The sequence below is a fragment of the Flavobacterium notoginsengisoli genome, assembly GCF_014207905.1.
Lineage (GTDB): Bacteria > Bacteroidota > Bacteroidia > Flavobacteriales > Flavobacteriaceae > Flavobacterium > Flavobacterium notoginsengisoli_A.
Genome location: NZ_JACHLB010000003.1, coordinates 567,507 through 588,067 on the forward strand (window position 1 = coordinate 567,507; position 20,561 = coordinate 588,067).

The following is a 20,561-nucleotide window of genomic DNA, read 5'->3' on the forward strand; positions in this document are numbered from 1 at the left end:
ATCTTTTATTCGAAATAATTCAAAATTGCAAAACCAGAATCTTTTAAAAGCTGTTCTTTTCTCATTAGTTTTATATCAGATTCCATCATTTCTTTTACTAATTCAGAAAGCTCATATTCGCATTCCCAGCCTAATTTTGTTTTAGCTTTGGTAGGATCTCCAATTAGCAGATCTACTTCTGTCGGTCTAAAATAATGCGGATCTACAGCTAATACTTCTTTTCCTATCGGCAACTGATAATCAGGATTACTACAAGAAACGACGAAACCTTTTTCTTCAACACCTTGACCTTTAAACTCTAATTCAATACCAACTTCAGCAAAACTCATTCGTACAAATTCGCGAACTCTAGTCGTTTTTCCAGTCGCAATCACAAAATCTTCAGGTTCTTCGGCTTGCAAAATCATCCACATCATTCGAACATAATCCTTAGCATGTCCCCAATCGCGCTGAGCATCTAGATTTCCTAAGTATAATTTTTCTTGTAATCCTAAAGCTATTCTTGATGTTGCTCTAGTAATTTTACGTGTCACAAATGTTTCTCCTCTAATTGGTGATTCGTGATTGAATAAAATACCATTACAAGCGTACATTCCATAAGCTTCTCTATAATTTACAGTCATCCAAAAAGCATACATTTTGGCTACTGCATAAGGAGATCGTGGATAAAAAGGAGTAGTTTCTGACTGTGGCACTTCTTGTACTTTTCCATACAATTCTGAAGTTGATGCCTGATAAATTCTAGTCTTTTTTTCTAAACCTAATAAACGAACTGCATCTAAAATTCTTAAGGTTCCTAATGCATCTACATTTCCAGTATATTCAGGTGTTTCAAATGAAACTGCCACGTGACTCATTGCCGCCAAATTGTAAATTTCATCAGGCTGAATTTCTTGAATTAAACGTGTAATATTAGTACTATCCGTCATTTCGCCATAATGCAAAATAAAATTTCTGTCTTTTGTATGCGGATCTTGATATAAATGGTCAATTCTGTCGGTATTAAACAAAGAACTACGTCTTTTTAATCCGTGAACGATATAACCTTTTTCTAATAGAAATTCGCTTAAATAGGCTCCGTCTTGTCCTGTTACTCCTGTGATGAATGCTACTTTTTTTACTGGATTCATAATATTATTATAAGGCACAAAGGCATTGTGTTGCAATGTTGCTAAATTGATAAAGTCTTAATTGATTGTTTTTATAGAAATTTGTTAGATGAAAGAAAACGGCATATTAATAACTCTTTTCTTTAAAAGATTCAATATTCTCTAAAAACCAATTATACGTTTTTTGAATTCCTTCTTCTAAATTCACTTGGTGTTTCCATCCAATGTTATGCATTCTAGAAACATCCATTAATTTTCTTGGAGTACCATCAGGTTTGCTGTCATCCCAGATAATATCTCCAGTATGTCCAACAATTTTTTGTATAGTAGAAGCTAACTTTTTGATAGTTAAATCTTCACCAGTTCCAACATTATACAAATGTTCTGGCAATTTGTTTTCTAAAGCAAAAACTACCGCTTCTGCCATATCGTCAACAAATAAAAACTCTCGCATTGGAGTACCGCTTCCCCACAAAATTACTGGCGCATTACTGTTTTCTTTAGCTTCGTGAAACTTGCGAATCATTGCCGGTAAAACGTGAGAGCTATTTAGATCAAAATTGTCGTGAATACCATATAAGTTAGTTGGCATTAAACTCACGTAATCTTTGTCGTATTGTTTGCGAATAGCCTCGCATAATTTTACACCCGTGATTTTAGCAATAGCATACCATTCGTTGGTTTTTTCTAAAGAAGCAGTTAGCAAATAATCTTCTTTTAAGGGCTGAGGAGCAAGTTTTGGATAAATACAAGAACTTCCTAAAAAAATAAACTTGTCTACATCTAGGTTGTGAGCTTCACTAATTAGATTATTTTGAATCTGCATGTTTTCCATCAAAAATTGATACGGAAAATCATTATTAGCTAAAATACCTCCAACCTTTGCAGCAGCATCTATAATAACATCTGGCTGTGTTTTTTGAAGAAAGTCTCTTACCGCAATTTGATCTCTCAAATCTAGTTCCTTGCTCGTTGCTCCAACAAGATTATTGTATCCTTTTGCAGTTAAACTTCTCCAAATGGCACTTCCTACCATTCCTTTATGCCCGGCAATATATATTATAGAATTTTTAGTAATCATTGTTCGTTTCTTTTCAATTATAATAATGGAGAAGCAATAGATTCTAATTGCTGATAAACCTGTTTTACATCTTGAGAATTTTCTTTTTGCAATACCATTAAAGCATCAGCCGTATAAATCAGAATGCAATTTTTAACTCCTATAAAAGTTGTGTGCAAAGAAGTTCCAATTACGATATTTCTGTTTGCATCTATCGGATGGCCTTTGTCAACTAAATAATCATAAACAGATTCAAAAGAACCAAGATCTGACCATTCGAATTGCGCAGGTACAACCTTAATAGATTCACTTCTTTCCATAACAGCATAATCGATACTTATAGATGGAATATTAAGAGACAATTCATAATCTAGAAAACCGTCTTTATTTTCTTCCCAAGCCGTCTTTGACGCCCAATAAACTTCAGGTTCCTGACTAGCAAGCTCCGCTAAAAACTTACTCGCTTTGAAACAAAAAAGTCCACTGTTCCAGAAATAATTTCCTTTTTCCAGGTATGTAGTTGCTGTCTCTAAATTTGGTTTCTCATGAAATGCAATAACATTTTCATCTTCAAATTCTATATAACCATAACCAGTTTCTGGTTTAGTTGGTTTGATACCAAAAGTGACTAGATAATCTTGATTTGCAAGTGCAATAGCTTTTTTCAAAGCATTAGTATACAAGTCATTTCCATCAATAATATGATCGGATGGTGTAATCAATAAAACGTCATCTGGTTCTGATGCAAAAGCTGCAAACGCAATTGCTGCTGCAGTATTTCGAGGAAGCGCTTCTACAATATGCGTAAAAGGCTTCTCGAATTTCGACATAATATCGTTGCTCATTTTGTAATTCTCAATATTTCCAACCACTATGGTTTTATCTGAAATATTTAAATTACGGGCCACTGTTTTTTCAAATAGTGACTCCCCATCAAAAAGTTCAAGATATTGCTTAGGCAATGTCTTTCTGGAAAGAGGCCACAATCTGCTTCCAACTCCTCCCGTTAAAATAACATGTGTAACAGTACTAATTTCCATTCGAATGCACTAAAACCTCTCTCTGATAAACTTCATGACGTAAATTAGTGCTAGAAAAACGATGGTCTCTAGTATTAAAATACAATTCGATTCCTTTTTCCTCACAGTATGTTCTGCCAGTAAAATCTCTTTCTTTATATTCGTCTCCTAAGATTCGTACATCGATAGCAAATGCTTTTAAAATATCTTCCAAATCTTGTTCTGTTGCATAAGGAACAATTTCATCAACAAACTTACATGCCTTAAGCTGTATGTATCTTTCTACCACAGTTTGTGTTGGTTTATTTTTTGTCGGACGATCTAATGTTGGGTCTGTTTGTAAACCAACAATTAAGTAATCACAATGTTGTTTTGCTTCTTCAAGCATTTTAACATGACCTGCATGCAACAAATCAAATGCACTAAATGTAATTCCAGTTCTCATATGCTTAATGTTTTAAATTAAAAAAATATGTTAGTTAATGTAGAATGATTTGCAAAATTAAAATCTGCCATTTTACTGGGGTTTCGGCGCTTTTTTTTAAATTTTAAAAAAGGGTTCCCCGTGAATAGTTACATTGTAACTGCTCAAAAAATTAAGTTATAAATGGTAAAAAACTTTTAAAATTATCTATTTTGAAAGGTCAAAAAATGATCAAAATTGTTAGAAAAAAGACTAGAATTTTGGATCAATTTTACGAACCTACTCCTAATAATAATTTGAGATAAAATTATAATAATAGGGCTGATCGGAAATCTCATTTTTGTTGCTAAATGTCCTTAATAAGGAAATTTTAGTATAAAATACATTGATTATTTTTGAGGCTTAGAATTAAATTTACCACTTAGTTTACAGACCGAAAGTCTTGTATACATTGACATTTTGCTAAAAGCTCTTATTTACATCGATTGAGTAATAATTCTTTTCCAAATGTTTCTATTTTGAAATATTAGTTACATGAAGAATATTGTTTTTGATAAAGAGTAAAAAAGAATCAATAGCATAAAAAAACAGCATTTTCATTAAAAAACTATTTAAAAAAAATACAACTAAAATTTTTTACAGATTATGAAATGGTATGTAGTGTACACAAAACCTAAATGGGAAAAAAGAGCCGCAGAACAATTATCAAAATTCAACATTAACAGTTATTGTCCTGTGATACAAAAAATACAGCAAAGATCTGACAGAAAGGTTAAGGTCGAAGTTCCATTATTCAACAACTACATATTTGTACAACTTTTAGAAAAAGACAGAAACTTAATATTTGATTCTCCTGGAGTAGTAAGGTATTTATTTTGGTTAGGAAAACATGCAATTGTAAAAGATCACGAAATTGCAACTATTAAAGAATGGCTTGATACTGGAGATACTTCTCAAGAAATATCGGTTATGCAATATCAAATTGGTGATAAGGTACATTTAAATTCTGGACCTTTTTGCGATCAAAATGCAGTCGTAAAAGACATTACGAAAACACATTATGTTTTAATTTTAGAATCTTTAGGCTATGTTTTGAAATTAAAACATAAGCAATAAACCAAAAAATAAAGAGCTATTAAAGAAATACAAATCTTTTTTCACTCTTTTTTATAAAAAAACTGAATGATTTCAATCGAAAATTTTAATTTTCTAATTGAAATATTTGACTTTTTTTAATGCCTAGAATTTTAACTAATCTATCTAGTTTTGACAATTTTAAGTCAACCATTCCGTTTTCGATTTTCTCGTACGTTTTTACACTCATTTCCATTTGAATAGCTACATATTCAGGAGTATGATTGTTCTGTAACCGATACTCTTTAATTTTTAAGTAGTAATTTTCCATGATCTTATTTTTTTATTTTAATCTATTAGCTCTATTATTATTCTAATATTCAATAAATTACACAAGAATTTTTATCTAGTTTCACTAAAAAAAATGGAAACATCGAATTTAAATATGAACTCAATCGAGACCTCGAGAACTTTTGAAATTTCTATTAATTTAGAAACTGTTAAATCAACATCACCTCTTTCAATTTTTCCGTAACCGCTAGTGCTCATTTTTAGTTCAGCAGCTACATACTCACGGGTGAAATTTTTTAATTCTCTTATTTTTCTAATATTTTCGTATACACTATATTTCATAAAAAATAAAAAGTATAAATAATTCATATTTTGAAACACTATCATCATACAATAAAAACTCAAAGTAGTTTTAAATTGCATTTGCTTTATTATTGTAAATAAATCACCTTTTAACAGTAACTATTCAATTATTAACAATGTTTAAAGCTAAATGACCGTTTTTCTTTATCATTCATTTTAATTTTCGATCAAAAATATAGAATGTTTTGGCCATATAATAATAAATCTGTTCAACGGATTTTAAAATCCGATAAAATACACCATGTTGGGTTTTACGGCTCCTAGACTAGGTTAAAAATGATCAAAAAATATATTTTATAAGATATTGAGCACGTAGTTTTACGTGTAAAAAGGCTGTGTTTTCCTACAATAACACAGAAAAGGAGTTAAAAATTTGAAAGGAAATCTAGTTTTTAGAAAAAAGAACAATTTGTACGCTCAGAATTCAAGCAAATAGAAGAATAAATTATTGTATGGAATTAAAAAACCTAAAAATGCTTAAATCTTAATTTCCATCAAACAGGATTAAAAAACCTTTTAAGGGATAAATTAATCTTTAAACATAAAAAAAGGCTCAAATTTAGGACGTTAAATTTGAGCCTTTTTTTATTAAATATATTTTTTATCCACACTTATTGTGTAACCAAAAATCTCGGATATGGAGTTGGCGTTGTATTAATTATTACTGTTGGCGAACCAGCTTTTACATTGACTAATAATTTACTCAAAGTAGGATTTGCCGATAAGGTAGAATTCACGTAAATAGCAGACGAATCATAGTATAAATTCGAAGGTTTAGCTACAACTACATTTCCTGCAACAGTCGAATTTAAAATATAATGGAATGTCGAGTTATACATAACTGGCGAAAACATCGCAGCAGTATCCAAAAAATTACTTCCTTCAATATAAGTAATCATCGAATTAATCACCGAAGCTGAAGGGCTATTATTATAAAATTTAGAACTGTATATAGAAATAGTATTACTACTAATAACATTTGCTCCTTTATAATTACTGAAATCACAATTTGCAATAACTGGATAATTTTGTGCTGTCATACTTAGAGCTTTTGATCCTCCATCAAATTTACATTCAACCCAAGCATTTAAGTTGTCAGGTCTAGTTGCAGGCATTGAAAGAGCAATATCACAATTGATAAACTGACTTCTATAATACATGGTTTTATCTACATAACTAGACGTATTATAATCTCCTGCGTATGGCAATAATGGTTCTTGAGAAAAACCTTTTCCACAATTAACGAAACCTAAGTATTCAAAGAAGTTATTATCTAGTCCCATAATTTGATACAGCTGAATTCCGATAGCTTGGTCTCTAAAAACAATAAATCGTAGATTTTGGTACGCAATCTGACCGATTCCAACATTGTTTACTTTTCCAGCGTAAATTCCGACACTACCGCCCTGCAATGTCAAATGCGCTAGAGTAAAATTACTATCAGTTCCCGTATCAAGAGTAATCAAAGGAAAATCATCTTTTAAACCGACAATAACAGTTTTTCCTGTTCCTTGCCCAATTATACCATGATTTCCGTCTAGATGAACCTTTAAAGTAGATCCTATATAAAATATTCCTTCTGGTAACTCTGCAATTCCTTTTGTATCAATTAAATTTTGAATATAAGCCGTTTGATCTGTTTTACCAGTTCTATTTGTTTTCCAATTTGCTCCTAACGGATCTGGCAATGTTTCCCAATTTGGTCTTGCCCACGGGGTATATTTAGTTCCTAAAATAACACTACTAAGATTTGCAAGTAAAGTGGAGTTTGTTATAGCAGCCGTTTGTTCAACACTATTATACTTAACAGAATTACTATGATCTAAATTAGCCCATAAATCAAATCCAGTCACAGTTCCGCTTCCTCTTTTGTATCCACCTTCACCGTCAACCAAAAACATATTGGTTCTTGCCGATATGATATCATTTGTATTACGAAGATATTTATTCAAAAAGAATACATTTTGAGCATCAATGTCAAAAGAACCTGTTTTAACAGCAGAATAAGCATTTCCACCTCCAAAGTCGGTAATTTTTAAATCACCCATATTTTTAGCGCTAAACATCGCTTTTGTACCTTGTCCATTAAGATTCCACCCTTCACTATCAACTCCTACGAAAGTAGCAGATTGTAAACCATCAATGTCGGTAGCATCTCCAACTGGAGTTAAATAATTAGAATGCAAATTAACGTTTCCGTAACTTGGTGTTGTACTATTCCCTTTCATAATCAACTGATTAGAAATAGACTGTGCCTGATGTTTGATTATTTTATTATTTCTAAAATATCCAGATGCACTGCAATCAAATTTGATTTGTCCACCAATATTAATTAGTTCATTATTTTCCAACTTTGCTCCAACCGCACTTACATAGACATATTTTAAAGTTTTAAATATGCTATTTGAAATTACCGCACCAGCCTCAAAACTTAGCGTTCTATCTACAAATGACAATTGCTCTAAACGAACATTGCTACTTCCTGCAGCTATCGTAATATTAGAAACTCGAGTTAATGTAGGATGTCCGTATAATCTCTGATTACTTTTCATCACAATATTAACTCCTGAATAATCTCCTTTTTCCAATCTTACAGAACCATATTTATCTAAAGCCTGCTGAATAGTTGCTTTTTGTGTGATAGGCAACAAATAGGCACTAAAATAGGCTGTCTCTTCAGCCTGATTATTTACAACTGGAGTTTCTGGAGTAGTTTTAACCGGAGCCTCATCTAGTGCATATTGATAATTCTGTGAAAAACCGGCCGTTGAAAGAAGTAAAAAATAAATTAAATGTTTCATTGTCCTGATATAATATAGGAGTTTGTTCCTGTTTTTCTAAGAAATCCAAATCTCACGTTTCCGGCTGTACTTGTAAATTTAGCGCTTCCAGCTGCAGTATAATTAAGCGTTACACCCGAAGCCGCTTGTACAGTTAATACAGCACCATTATGAGCTTCTAAGTTAATAGTTTCACCAACCGCCATGCTTCCAAAATCTGAAGTCAAGGTCAATGTAGACGTTGTTGCACATTCGATTGTATTGTTGACATCGCCAGCTGCAATATTTCTAGAAGAAGTAAATGCAATAATTGCTGATCTAAACGGAGTGCTTGAAGTTCCTCCTGCAGTTTTTGCATACAAAGCATAAGGCACACTTAAAAGTTGTGTTACTCCTGTAATATTAAAATTGCTTCCTCCCTTAACATCAACTTGCGTTTCTATATAATAAGGTCCTTTATCCCAAGCAATTTTACTAAAATCTCCTGTTACAATTGTACCAGTTCCTATTTCTAAAGAAACCAAACCGTTACTGTTGGTAGTCGGAGAATGTGTTTCTTGATAAACTGTAGTTCCTGTTGCGGTACTCTGATGAACAATAACTTTTAGGCTTATCTTCGAATTAACAACTAAGCTATTATCTTGTGCACGAATGATTGCCTGATAACTCATTTTTTCAGGTGATTGTGCAAATACCTTAAGTGATACAGTTACAAATAATAATATGAGGGTATGTGCCAGTTTCATTAGATCTTCCGTTTTTAATTTTTAATAATTTTAAATGATTTCAAAATCTTGTTATCTACATATACTACCAATATATATATAGATGGACTAAGATTGTTTAGACTGACTTGGGTATCAGCTTGATTGATTGTGTTTTGCTTTAAAAGCCTCGCCTGGATATCGTAAAGTCGGTACGATCGCTGTCCGCCTTCCAATTCCATTCCATTCATACTTATATTAACAAAGTCAGCGGTAGGATTTGGGTAAACAAACATTTCGGCTTTTGCAGGTTCTTCTACATCTGGCGTGTCTAATGTTTCGTCTTTTACTTGCTGCTGAATTCCTTGTGCAACATTGTAAACAGCGTCGACTCCCATATAAGTGTAAAATACCTGTCCGATTGAATAAGCTACTGAGCCAGAAGTTCCTGTTGCATTGTTACCAGACGTAATTATAGTTTCCATTAAATTATCAGTATTTTGACTAATTCCTACAAAAGGAACGAAAAACATCATTATAATGATTAGGTTTATATGTCTCAGTCGCGAATGCTTCACAGTTTATTATTCTTAGATTATTTTATAGTGCAAAAATATTTAAATTCAAAAAATAATCGATATAATAAAACTTATTTCCGATAATCTGCATATAATGTAGTATTTTAGTGACTATTTACTTACATTGAAAAAGTTAAAAAAACGCTTAAAATTTTTGATTAGCCTTTTTGAAAGTTACAATCGGATTGAGACGAGTCATAACGCAAAATATTCTTGGCTTTTAATCTTAGTAGGAAGATTTACAAAATAACGACGATTTATTTGTTTAATTATACCTCACGGTGCTTTTTATTTAATTTTTAATACACCTATCCATATAATTTGATATTCATAATTATTGCCCACTTAAACAGCAAAAAATTCATCCAACCTGTATTTATATAACTGATTTACAAATATTTAAATATCCTTATTAAGGCTCTTTCGTCCTGATTTGTACATGTTGACGATTTCTACTCATTTTATCGAAAGAATTGAAGCTTAAAAAGGCATAAAAACTCATTCTAGAAAGGTTAAAAAGAGTGTCAAAAAAGAGGAATTAGACCAAAAATCACTTTCGAAAATCATCTTCCAATTTTTATGTAAAATTTGTCTTATTCAATTGAAAATATGCTATTCATCGAGAATAATAGCTTTATATGGAAAATGCGAGTTTTACTGAATTATTTTTCCTTTTTTTGATCATCTTATTGAATAATAAGCTAGAAAATCTATTTAAACATAGAGAAAAAATAAAGGCCAAAACTAATTAAATTCTTACATCTACTAATTACCAAGCCAAAAAAGCTGTAATAGAAAATGTAATCTTATTCCGCTAAATAATTAAAAAAACAAGATTTAAAAAATCCTGTTTCTTTTTTAGTCCGACGCCAATATTACCATATTATTTTACTCAACTTTAATTTTAATACAATTAAAATGAAAAGATCAAACAATAATAATTCAGACAAAGTGATGATTGGAGCTGAAATGGTATATCCAAAAAATGCTCTTCATGAACTTTTTGCTAAGCAAGCGGAAACATCACCAAATGCAATAGCATTAGAATTTGATGATCAAAAGATTACATATGCAGCGTTGGCAAACAAAGCAAATCTTATTGCTAACTATTTTTTAGATCAAGGTCTATCTCCTGGACAATTTGTCGCAGTATCTATGGATAGAAGCCCTAATTTAATTGCATCTCTTTTTGCAATTTTACAATGTGGAGCGGCTTATTTACCATTAGATCCAAAATTCCCGACGGAAAGATTAGAATTTATGCTTGAAGATTCTGAAGCAGCTTTTCTACTGACTACAGAGGCTCTTTCTACTTCATTGCCAAAAAGTTCAAAAACTATATTAATAGAAGAGGTATTATCGTCTTTAGACCAATATCCTTCTACTCCACTTTCGCTTACGGTTTCCCCAGAAAATGTGGCTTATATAATGTATACTTCTGGTTCTACAGGAAAACCAAAGGGAGTAACTGTAACGCATCAAAATCTGGTAAACTTCCTTTACAGCATGGCAATTGAGCCAGGTATTGAGCCCGCAGACAAATTATTATCGATTACAACTATTTCTTTTGATATTGCAGGATTAGAATTGTTTTTACCATTAATTAAAGGTGCATCTGTAGTTTTTGCTGATTACGAAACTACGCGCGACGGTCAGCTTTTATTTAATCTTTTAAAGGAAAAAGAAATTACAATATTACAAGCGACACCAACAACGTGGCAATTATTATTAGATTCTGGCTGGAATACGCCTCTTCCTATAAAAGCACTTTGCGGCGGAGAAGCTATGCCTTTAAATTTGGCTCGCGCATTAACTTCAAGATGCAATTCTCTTTGGAATATGTACGGACCAACTGAAACTACTGTTTGGTCTGCTGTAAAACAAATTAAAGCCGAAGACGAATTAATTACAGTTGGATTTCCTATCGCCAATACACAAATTTATTTATTAGATGAAAATCGTAAAGTTGTAGAATCTGGTGAAATTGGAGAAATTGTAATTGGAGGTGACGGAGTTGCACAAGGTTATTGGAAACGCTCCGAACTTACGGCAGAAAAATTTATCCAAAATCCGTTTTCAGACGAAACCAATACTACTATTTATCGTACTGGTGATTTGGGAAAAATACTACCGAATGGAGAATTACAATGTTTAGGACGAATCGATCATCAAGTAAAACTTAGAGGACACCGTATTGAATTAGGCGAAATTGAAGCTACTCTAAATACACTTTCAGGCATTAAACAATCGGCTGTAATTGTAAGCAGACATTTTGGAAATGAAGACAAATTGGTAGCTTACTTGAAAACCAGTGGAGAATCTGGTGATGAAAAACTAATTCAAGAAGCACTTTCTAAAATTTTACCAGAAATTCTAATTCCTTCAAAATATATTTGGATAGAAGAATTCCCGATAACTCCAAACGGAAAAATTGACAAAAAGAACCTTCCGCTTCCAGAAAACAGCAGACCAGATTCTGCTCCTCTTTACAAAAAACCAACTACCAAATTGGAAAAAGAGATTGCGAAAATCTGGAGCGAAGAATTAAAAATAGCTGAAATTGGCATTAATGATGATTTCTTTGATATTGGAGGAAGCTCTGTACTTGCGCAAAAAGTAACAACAGCAATAAAACAACTTTTAGCTGTAGACGTTCCCGTTTCAAAAATCTATATTCATCCGACAATAAAAGAACTCGCTTCTACTTTAGAAGATCAAAATAATACAGAAGATTCATTTGAATTTAAAAAACCTAATGAATATACAAGTTCTGCAGATATTGCTGTAATTGGTATGGCAGGAAGATTTCCTGGTTCTGATACTATAGAAGAATTATGGGAAAATCTGAGAGATGGTAAAGAAACCATTTCATTATTTACAAAAGAAGAATTAGACAGCAGTTTGCCAGAAAGTCTTCGTAACGACCCGCTTTATATTGGTGCAAGAGGAGTTTTGCCTTCTGCTAAAACATTTGACCCGAGTTTCTTCGGATTAAATCCTCAGCTTGCAGCGGCAATGGATCCGCAAATTAGAGTGTTTTTAGAAATTTCATTTGAAGCATTAGAACAAGCTGGACATCTTCCAAAACATTATAAAGGAAGCATTGGCGTTTATTCTGGAAGCGAAATCAATACGTATTATGAAAACAATATTTTCAATAATAAAGAATTAAAAAGTTCAGTTGGTGAATTACAGATTTATACTGTAAACGGAAAAGATTTTATTGCGCCACGCACTTCCTATCATTTAAATTTAAAAGGCCCTTCTGTTAGTGTGCATTCTGCTTGCTCGACTTCTTTATTGGCAGTAGCCGAAGCTGTAAAAGCAATTAGAACCGGAATGTGTGATGTAGCTCTTGCAGGTGGATCTAGCGTCACTTGCCCTATAAATAGCGGACATCTTTATGACGAAGGTTTTATTAAAAGCCCTGATGGTTCTACTCGTTCTTTTGATGCTTCTGGAAAAGGAACCGTTTTTAGCGACGGTGCTGGAGTTGTTTTGCTTAAACGATTAGAAGAAGCAGAAAAAGATGGCGATATAATTTACGGAGTAATTAAAGGAGTTGGTGTTAATAATGACGGAGGTGATAAAGGAAGTTTTATGGCTCCTAGTCCAAAAGGTCAGGCCGGCGCTATAATTAATGCCTTTAACGATGCACAAGTATCGCCTTCGAGCATTTCTTATATGGAAGCACACGGTACTGCAACACCAATTGGAGATCCGATAGAAATTGAAGGGCTTAAGATTGCTTATGGCAAACAAGAAAAAAACAACTATTGCGCTTTAGGATCAATAAAAAGCAACATGGGACACACAACGGCAGCTGCTGGTGTCGCTGGATTGATCAAAGTATTATTAGCCATGCGTCATAAACAAATACCGCCAATGGTTAATTTTGAAAAACCAAATCCTAATATCGATTTTGAAAACAGTCCATTTTATGTAAATAATAAACTGATTGAATGGAAATCTGACAGTGTTAGAAGAGCTGGTGTTAGTTCTTTTGGAATCGGAAGTACAAATGTTCACGTTATTGTTGAAGAATATGACAAGAAACCAGAACCATCTTCAGCAGGAAGACCGATGGACATATTAATGTGGTCTGCAAAAAGTCAAAATAGTTTATTGGGTTACGAGAATACATTAGGCCAATTTATTGATAAAGCAAAAGAAACGCCTCTAGCAGATATTGCTTATTCGTTAAATATTACTAGAGACGATTTTAACCATAGAAGCTTTCTTTTGGCAGATTCTACAGTCGATGCAGCCGAGAAGTTAATTTCATTAAAAACAAAAAACACTAAATCTTCAGTATTAAAAAGTGTGCCTAGCGAATTAGGATTTCTTTTCCCTGGACAAGGATCTCAATATTTACAAATGGGTAAAAAACTTTACGATAACGAAAAAGTATATCGTGAAGCCGTAGACAAATGTGCCGGTTTGTTAATGGAAGAATTAGGTTTAGACATTCGTGAAGTTCTTTATCCAAAAGACCATTTTACTGATGCAGAAGAACTTCTTAGAAACACTCGCTTAACGCAACCTTCTTTGTTTGTCACAGAATATGCTTTAGCGCAATTATGGTTAAGCTGGGGAATAAAACCAACTTTCCTTTGCGGACATAGTATTGGAGAATTTGCTGCTGCACATTTAGCAGGTATTTTAAACTTGAAAGATGCGTTGCATATTGTTGCTGTGAGAGGACGATTGATTAGTCAATTGCCAGGAGGTTCTATGTTAATTGTACGTGTGCCAGTAGAGACGCTAAATGAATTAAAACCAGATACACTTTCTATTGCAGCTATAAATTCTAAACAATTCTGTGTAGTTTCTGGAAAAAAAGAAGATATCGCGCTCTTTAATGCAGAACTTGATGCAAAAGAAATTCCGAATAGACTGCTTAATACAAGTCATGCGTTCCATTCATTTATGATGGAGCCAATTTTAGGTGACTTTAGAAATGAATTGGAAAAAATAAAACTGAACATTCCTCGATTGCCAATTATCTCAACTGCAACCGGAACTTGGCTTACCGATACAGAAGCTACAGATCCGACGTATTGGGTGAATCAATTAAAAAATACCGTTCATTTTGCAGATGCAATGGATACAGCTTTCGAACTAGAAGACTTTGTTTTATTGGAAGTTGGTCCTGGCCAAACCTTAATTACTTTGGCACGTCAGCAAGCTGCGGGTAAAATTATACCAGCGTTCCCGAGTATCAATTTCCCTAAAGATGATAATGATAATGAGTATACAACTCTATTAACTGCTTTAGGTGAATTATGGCTAAGAGGCATAAACCCAGATTGGAAAGCATTTTACGGACAGCAACAGAGACAAAAAATAGATTTACCAAATTATATTTTTGACCGTAAACCTTGTTGGATCGAACCTTTAGGCGTTCCAGAAACTATAGTTCCTCAAAAAACAGCTGTTTCTGAAACTCTGGCAATTTCGATCGAAGTTGAAAATAAAACAACAGAAACTAAGCATTCTAGAAAAGAAGAAATTCTTTCTAAAATTGCTGATATTATAAAAAATGCATCTGGAATCGAATATGAAGTCGAAGCTTCTTCAAATACTTTCTTGGAGTTAGGTTTAGATTCGTTATCACTTACTCAATTATCAGGAAAACTGAAAAAAGAATTTGATTTACCGATTACTTTCAGACAATTAAACGAAGCTTATTCAACTCCTTCTCTTCTTGCAGATTATATTGAAACTAATCTTCCAGAAGAAGTTGAAACTGTAGTAAAAGAAGTTGAAACAATTATAGAACAAGCATCCACTACAGCAGTTTCGCAAAATGGAACACAATTATCATCGACTCAAAGTCAGATTTCATTAGAACAAATTGTTCAGCAAATTCAGCTTTTAAGTCAGAAAGTTGATCAATTGCAAAATTTCCAAAGCACATCGGTAAATGGAAATTCTTCATTTGTGAATCTAAAAGCAGAAAATTTTGATGTTTCTAAATTTAATAATGAACTCAAACATGAAACGAATGGTTTTGCTAAAACCAATGGCAATTCAGCAAAAGAAAAAATGTTTGATATTTCTGCAATTCATGATGAACATCGATTTGTAAACGATAATCATGAAAAGAAATACACGATAAAATCGAACGAACCTCCAGTGCAAGGAAGTAAACTTGGAAGAGATGAAAGCGGAAATCCAGCTTGGTTTATAGAAGATCCAAGTGAGAATGGAAGTTTCGTCAAGATTAAGCTTTAATAATCCAGACAAAAACAGATAAATAGTATTTTAAATTGTCAATGAAAGTTGCAATTATATTTAAAATAGGAGCAAAATGAAAAATCAACCTCAAATACAAATAGAAATGGAAACTGAAACTGAAATTCAATTTAATCCATTTTCACCTGAAATTGAAAGAGTAATTCATACCACAAATTCGCAACAGGAAATATGGTCTGATTGCCTTTTTGGAGGAAGCGACGCTAACAAAGCGTACAACTTATCTGTCTCAATCAATTTTAAAGGGAATTTAATAATTGAGATTTTTGAGAGAGCTGTAAAAACTTTAATAGATCGTCATGAAGCGCTTAGAGCTTCCTTTAGTCCAGACGGTCGATTTATGTGTATTTACAGTGACTATAATGTCAAAGTTTCGAAAAATGATCTTTCGGGAGTAGCTTCAAATGAAAAAGAATCTGCTATAGACAAGCATATTAGAGAGCAAGTCAGCGATCTTTTTGATCTCGTAAATGGTCCATTATTTAGAGTTAATTTGCTAAAAATTGATGAGTTTGAAACGATAGCAACATTGACAATTCATCATATTGTGGGCGATGGACTAAGTATAGACATCATTTTAGAAGAACTTGGGGTATTATATTCTGCTTATATTGAAAACAAAGAATTTGATCTGCCTGCTCCAGAAAAATTTAGTGAGTTTGCCGAAAAGATCAATTCTCTTATGGAAAGCAGTGATTGCAAACCTTTAGAAGATTTTTGGATTGACATTTATAAAGAATCTGTTCCAACAATTGAGTTGCCTCTAGACTTTGTAAGACCTTCGTTAAGAACCTATAATAGCAGTCGCCTTGATTTTTCTTTTGATGATGATATTATTAGTGAATTAAAAGATATCGGAATAAAATCCAGAAGTAGTTTAGTAACCACTTTGCTTGCCGCATTTGAGATTTTTTTATGTAAACTTACTGGTCAAAATGATTTAGTAGTTGGATTTCCTTCATCTGGAAATACATTATATGGCATGAAACAATTGATTGGAGATTGCGTAAACTTACTTCCTTTACGTAGTAAAATCAATTCTGATATTAGTTTCCTAGATTATTTAAAACAAAGAAATACGCAGTTGTTTGATGCTTACGAGCATCAGCAAGTTACTTTTGGACATCTTTTAAAGAGCTTCGCCATTGCGAGAGATCCTTCTAGAATTCCGTTGGTGCCTGTTATACTTACCGTTGATTTGAGCAGAACTATTGAAGATGACTTTTCATATACTGGTCTTAACCATAGTTTTAAACCAAATCCTAGAGAATATGGAACGTTTGAGATTCAGCTTCATATTTTTAGAGCAAAAAGCGGACCTTCGTTTCAGTGGACTTATAACACCACGTTATTCAAACCAGAAACCATAACCAAAATGATGGCTTCTTTTGAAGAAATCATTAAAGAAGTCATTGCTAGTCCTACAAGTCCGTTATCTGAAATTGTGGGCGGCAATTATTTAGCAGATTATACAACGCTAAATAGTACTGAAATGGCCTATCCAGATGTAACTTTAACAGAGTTACTTAGAAAACAAGCAGAAATTACTCCAACTAAAACAGCCGTAGAATTCCATGATATAAAAACTACTTATAAAGAATTGCATGAAAAGGTAAACCAAATGGCGCATTACCTGAAAGATCAAGGCGTTCAATCTGGCGATTTTATTGCCGTTTCTTTCCCAAGAAGTCCAGAATTGGTTTATGCACTACTTGCTATTATGCAATGTGGCGCAGCTTATTTGCCATTAGATCCAGATTACCCAAAAGAGCGTTTAGAATTTATGCTCACAGATTCTAATGCGAGAGTTTTGCTAACAACCAAAACATTATTTGCCGCTTTGCCTTCATGGCCGCAGACACTTTTTATAGAAGATGCAGTAGAAGCATTAGATCAATATTCTACATTGCCACTTCCTTTTATGGTTAATTCAGAAAATAATGCCTACATTCTTTATACATCTGGATCGACAGGTAATCCGAAAGGAGTTCCTATTACCCATAAAAACTTGGTAAACTTTCTGTGCAGTATGTCATTAGAACCAGGCATTGATGAAAATGACCGATTACTTTCTATCACAACTATCTCTTTTGACATCGCTGGATTAGAGCTCTATTTACCACTTATGAAAGGAGCTACATTAATTTTAGCAGATCATGAAACAGCGAGAGACGGAAGACTTTTACTTGACTTAGTAAAAAAAGAAAAAATCAATTTCTTGCAAGCTACGCCAACAACTTGGTCAATGCTTTTAGATTCTGGATGGTCAGAAAAAATGCCTCTTAAAGCATTATGCGGTGGCGAAGCAATGCCAGCAGATCTTGCAAACGAACTTTTATCGAAATGTGATAGTCTTTGGAATGTTTACGGCCCTACAGAAACCACTATTTGGTCTTCTGTAAAACAAATTAAAGCCGAAGATAAATTGATAACCATTGGAAAACCAATCGGAAATACTCAAATTTATTTAATTGACAATCAAGGTCAACTTGTAGCTCCAGGAAATATTGGAGAAATTGTAATTGGTGGTGACGGAGTTGCAAAAGGATACTGGAACAGGCCAGAACTTTCAGCAGAAAAATTCATTCCTAATAAATTTTCTGATAAGAACGAAGATATAATGTATCGCACAGGTGATTTAGGAAAATTACTTTCTAACAATGAAATAGAATGCTTAGGACGTCTAGATCAGCAAGTTAAAATTAGAGGTCATCGTATAGAACCAGGAGAAGTTGAGCAAGCTTTATTATTGTTAGGCGGAATAAAAACTGCGGTAGTATTGGCAGATGAAAATTTCTTAATTGCTCACATTGTTCCAGAATCAAGTATAGAAGAAGCTGAAGCTCAAATTCCAACTTGGCGCGAAGCTTTGACTACTCGATTACCAGCGCAATTAATTCCTCACGATTTTAATATAATCGAAAAAATACCAACAACTTTAAACGGTAAAATTGATCGTAAAGAATTAGGAAAATACAAAGCCAATAAAAAAATCATTTACACTGCGCCACGTACCGAAGAAGAAAATATCGTAGCGACTATCTGGAAAGAAAGTTTGAATCTGGAAAATATTGATATTTTCAGTGATTTCTTTGAAATGGGAGGACATTCCATCAAAGGTGTAAAAGTGATGATTGAAATCGAAAAACACACTGGAATCCGAATTCCGCTATCTTCTCTTTTCAAATATTCAACAGTTGAAAAATTTGCTAAATTATTAAATACAGGAACTGAAATTTATTCAGACTGTTTGGTACCAATAAAACCTGCTGGAAACAAAGTGCCTCTTTTCATTATTCACGGAGCGGGATTGAATGTTTTAAACTTCATGAATCTGAGCAAACATTTTGATGAAGATCAGCCGATATACGGAATTCAAGGTACGAAACCAAAAGGCTTTGACGGCTGGTATGAATCTATTGAAGCTATGGCTTCACATTATATTGATGCCATTATCAAAGTAAATCCGAAAGGTCCTTATGCTTTGGCTGGTTTTTCATTTGGAGGTATTGTAGCTTTTGAAATGACACGTCAGTTGAAAGAGAGAGGAAAAGAAGTAAGTTTAACTGGCCTACTCGATTCTTATCTTGACTCTTCATATTATTATGGAAGTTACAGAAGAAAACAGCTTGTTAGATACTTTGATTTGACGCATAAAAGAATAGACTTTTTAAAAGAAATGCTATTAAGCTGGAAAGCTTTTAAAATGCGTATCAACGGAAAACGAGAATATATCTTGCAAAGACATTTCGGAAAAAAAGTAGAAATGACAGAACAAGAAGAATTAGCCTTGCAACAATTTATTGAAGCCGATCGTATGGTGAAAAAAATTGTCGATCTCTACCATCTTAAGCCCCAAAACTTTAGAGTGGATTTATTCCGATCAAAAGATGATGATAATTACAAATTAGATCCAACGCATTTAGGATGGAAAAAAGCGGCTTTAGGTGGCGTTACAATTCATAATATTTCTGGAAATCACCTCAACATTGTTGCTCCGCCAAATGATAAAGTTTTAGCGCGATTACTTCAAGATATTTTAGATGAAAACCATGAAAACCTCTAAGCTCTCTATTTCGTTTTTAGAGATAAAAGGTGTTGATTTTATTCCAGAAAAAGGGTATTCTTTAGATAGTGACGATATTGTTATTTACACAATCTATTTACCCAATTTCATGGAAATGAAATCTGATCTGTCGCAATTTCTTAATTCTGTTGAACTCAAAAGAGTCAAAAGATTTTATAAAGAAATTGATAAAGATAGATTCGTCATCTACCGATCTATATTGAAGCTCATTTTAGCAGCTTATACAAAACTGAACATCAAAAACATTTATCTTGATTATGATTTTAATAAAAAACCCTATTTAGCCTCTCATCCGTGGCTTCATTTCAATATTTCGCACTCAGAAGATTTTGCAACAATTGCAGTTTCTAGAAAAAAAGTAGGGCTAGATATTGAATACATGAGTAAAGATTTCAACTTTACCAGTATGCTGCCAGATGTTTTTAATGATAATGAAACGCAAATAATTCAGAATGCCAGTGATAAAAAAAATACTTTCTACACTTTATGGACACGCAAAGAATCCTTTGTTAAAGCCTTAGGAAAAGGTATTGATGAAGATTTTAAATTCATACCTTGCTTAGACGGCGAACATGATCTTGAATTTTCTTTAATAAAAAACTCTCAAAACTGGCAAGTAAGAAGTTTTGATCTTGATGATGATTATTTAGGAGCTATAGCTTTTGAAGGTTTGCCAACAACAGCTGTAAACATAAATTTGTACAATGTCTCACAAAACATATTTGCACTACTAGAAATGGTCAAATAGAAATATTTCTAAATACAAGAAAAAAATATCAGATCTAAAAAAGCCACTTCATCAAGTGGCTTTTTG

Annotated in this window: 13 protein-coding genes; 4 read left to right on the forward strand and 9 right to left on the reverse strand. The window is 33.0% G+C overall.

Features of this window, described 5'->3' with window-relative positions:
* Positions 1–5: 5 nt before the first annotated feature.
* The 4 genes from gmd to HNP35_RS12755 all read right to left on the reverse strand — a co-directional run bounded on the left by gmd (position 6) and on the right by HNP35_RS12755 (position 3,633).
* Positions 6–1,130 (reverse strand): GDP-mannose 4,6-dehydratase, encoded by a 1,125-nt coding sequence (gmd, locus tag HNP35_RS12740; protein ID WP_184162509.1) that lies wholly within the window; start codon positions 1,128–1,130, stop codon positions 6–8.
* A 106-nt stretch (positions 1,131–1,236) separates the two neighbouring features.
* Entirely contained in the window at positions 1,237–2,190 is a 954-nt protein-coding gene (locus HNP35_RS12745; RefSeq protein WP_184162512.1) for a GDP-L-fucose synthase family protein, read from the reverse strand.
* A 17-nt stretch (positions 2,191–2,207) separates the two neighbouring features.
* Positions 2,208–3,209, reverse strand: coding sequence for a mannose-1-phosphate guanylyltransferase (locus HNP35_RS12750; RefSeq protein ID WP_184162515.1), 1,002 nt, complete (start codon positions 3,207–3,209; stop codon positions 2,208–2,210).
* Positions 3,199–3,633, reverse strand: a complete 435-nt coding sequence (locus tag HNP35_RS12755; protein WP_184162518.1) for an adenylyltransferase/cytidyltransferase family protein — start codon at positions 3,631–3,633, stop codon at positions 3,199–3,201. Before HNP35_RS12755 ends, HNP35_RS12750 begins: the two co-directional genes overlap by 11 nt.
* A 624-nt stretch (positions 3,634–4,257) precedes the next feature.
* On the opposite strand from HNP35_RS12755, the gene HNP35_RS12760 reads away from it, so the two are divergent.
* Positions 4,258–4,728, forward strand: coding sequence for a UpxY family transcription antiterminator (locus HNP35_RS12760; protein ID WP_184162521.1), 471 nt, complete (start codon positions 4,258–4,260; stop codon positions 4,726–4,728).
* Positions 4,729–4,813: 85 nt separating this feature from the next.
* Here the strand turns inward: HNP35_RS12760 and HNP35_RS12765 are convergent, their stop codons facing one another.
* The 5 genes from HNP35_RS12765 to HNP35_RS12785 form a co-directional block, all read right to left on the reverse strand.
* A complete protein-coding gene (locus tag HNP35_RS12765; RefSeq protein WP_184162524.1) occupies positions 4,814–5,017 on the reverse strand; it encodes a helix-turn-helix domain-containing protein in 204 nt (67 codons plus the stop codon).
* A 71-nt stretch (positions 5,018–5,088) separates the two neighbouring features.
* Positions 5,089–5,319 carry a helix-turn-helix transcriptional regulator gene (locus tag HNP35_RS12770; protein ID WP_144219045.1) on the reverse strand — a complete coding sequence of 77 codons (231 nt, stop codon included), beginning with the start codon at positions 5,317–5,319 and terminating at the stop codon, positions 5,089–5,091.
* A 632-nt stretch (positions 5,320–5,951) separates the two neighbouring features.
* Positions 5,952–8,141, reverse strand: a complete 2,190-nt coding sequence (locus tag HNP35_RS12775; RefSeq protein WP_184162527.1) for a hypothetical protein — start codon at positions 8,139–8,141, stop codon at positions 5,952–5,954.
* A complete protein-coding gene (locus HNP35_RS12780) occupies positions 8,138–8,866 on the reverse strand; it encodes a hypothetical protein (RefSeq protein WP_184162530.1) in 729 nt (242 codons plus the stop codon). Before HNP35_RS12780 ends, HNP35_RS12775 begins: the two co-directional genes overlap by 4 nt.
* Positions 8,867–8,880: 14 nt before the next feature.
* Positions 8,881–9,309: a T9SS type A sorting domain-containing protein gene (locus HNP35_RS12785; RefSeq protein ID WP_184162533.1), complete on the reverse strand. Its 429-nt coding sequence runs from the start codon at positions 9,307–9,309 to the stop codon at positions 8,881–8,883.
* Between the two features lie 1,011 nt (positions 9,310–10,320).
* Here HNP35_RS12785 and HNP35_RS12790 point away from each other — a divergent pair.
* The 3 genes from HNP35_RS12790 to HNP35_RS12800 all read left to right on the forward strand — a co-directional run bounded on the left by HNP35_RS12790 (position 10,321) and on the right by HNP35_RS12800 (position 20,495).
* Entirely contained in the window at positions 10,321–15,639 is a 5,319-nt protein-coding gene (locus HNP35_RS12790; RefSeq protein WP_184162537.1) for a polyketide synthase, read from the forward strand.
* Positions 15,640–15,715: 76 nt separating this feature from the next.
* Positions 15,716–19,726: a non-ribosomal peptide synthetase gene (locus tag HNP35_RS12795; RefSeq protein WP_184162540.1), complete on the forward strand. Its 4,011-nt coding sequence runs from the start codon at positions 15,716–15,718 to the stop codon at positions 19,724–19,726.
* Positions 19,713–20,495, forward strand: a complete 783-nt coding sequence (locus HNP35_RS12800) for a 4'-phosphopantetheinyl transferase family protein (RefSeq protein WP_184162543.1) — start codon at positions 19,713–19,715, stop codon at positions 20,493–20,495. Before HNP35_RS12795 ends, HNP35_RS12800 begins: the two co-directional genes overlap by 14 nt.
* The last annotated feature ends 66 nt before the right edge of the window (positions 20,496–20,561 follow it).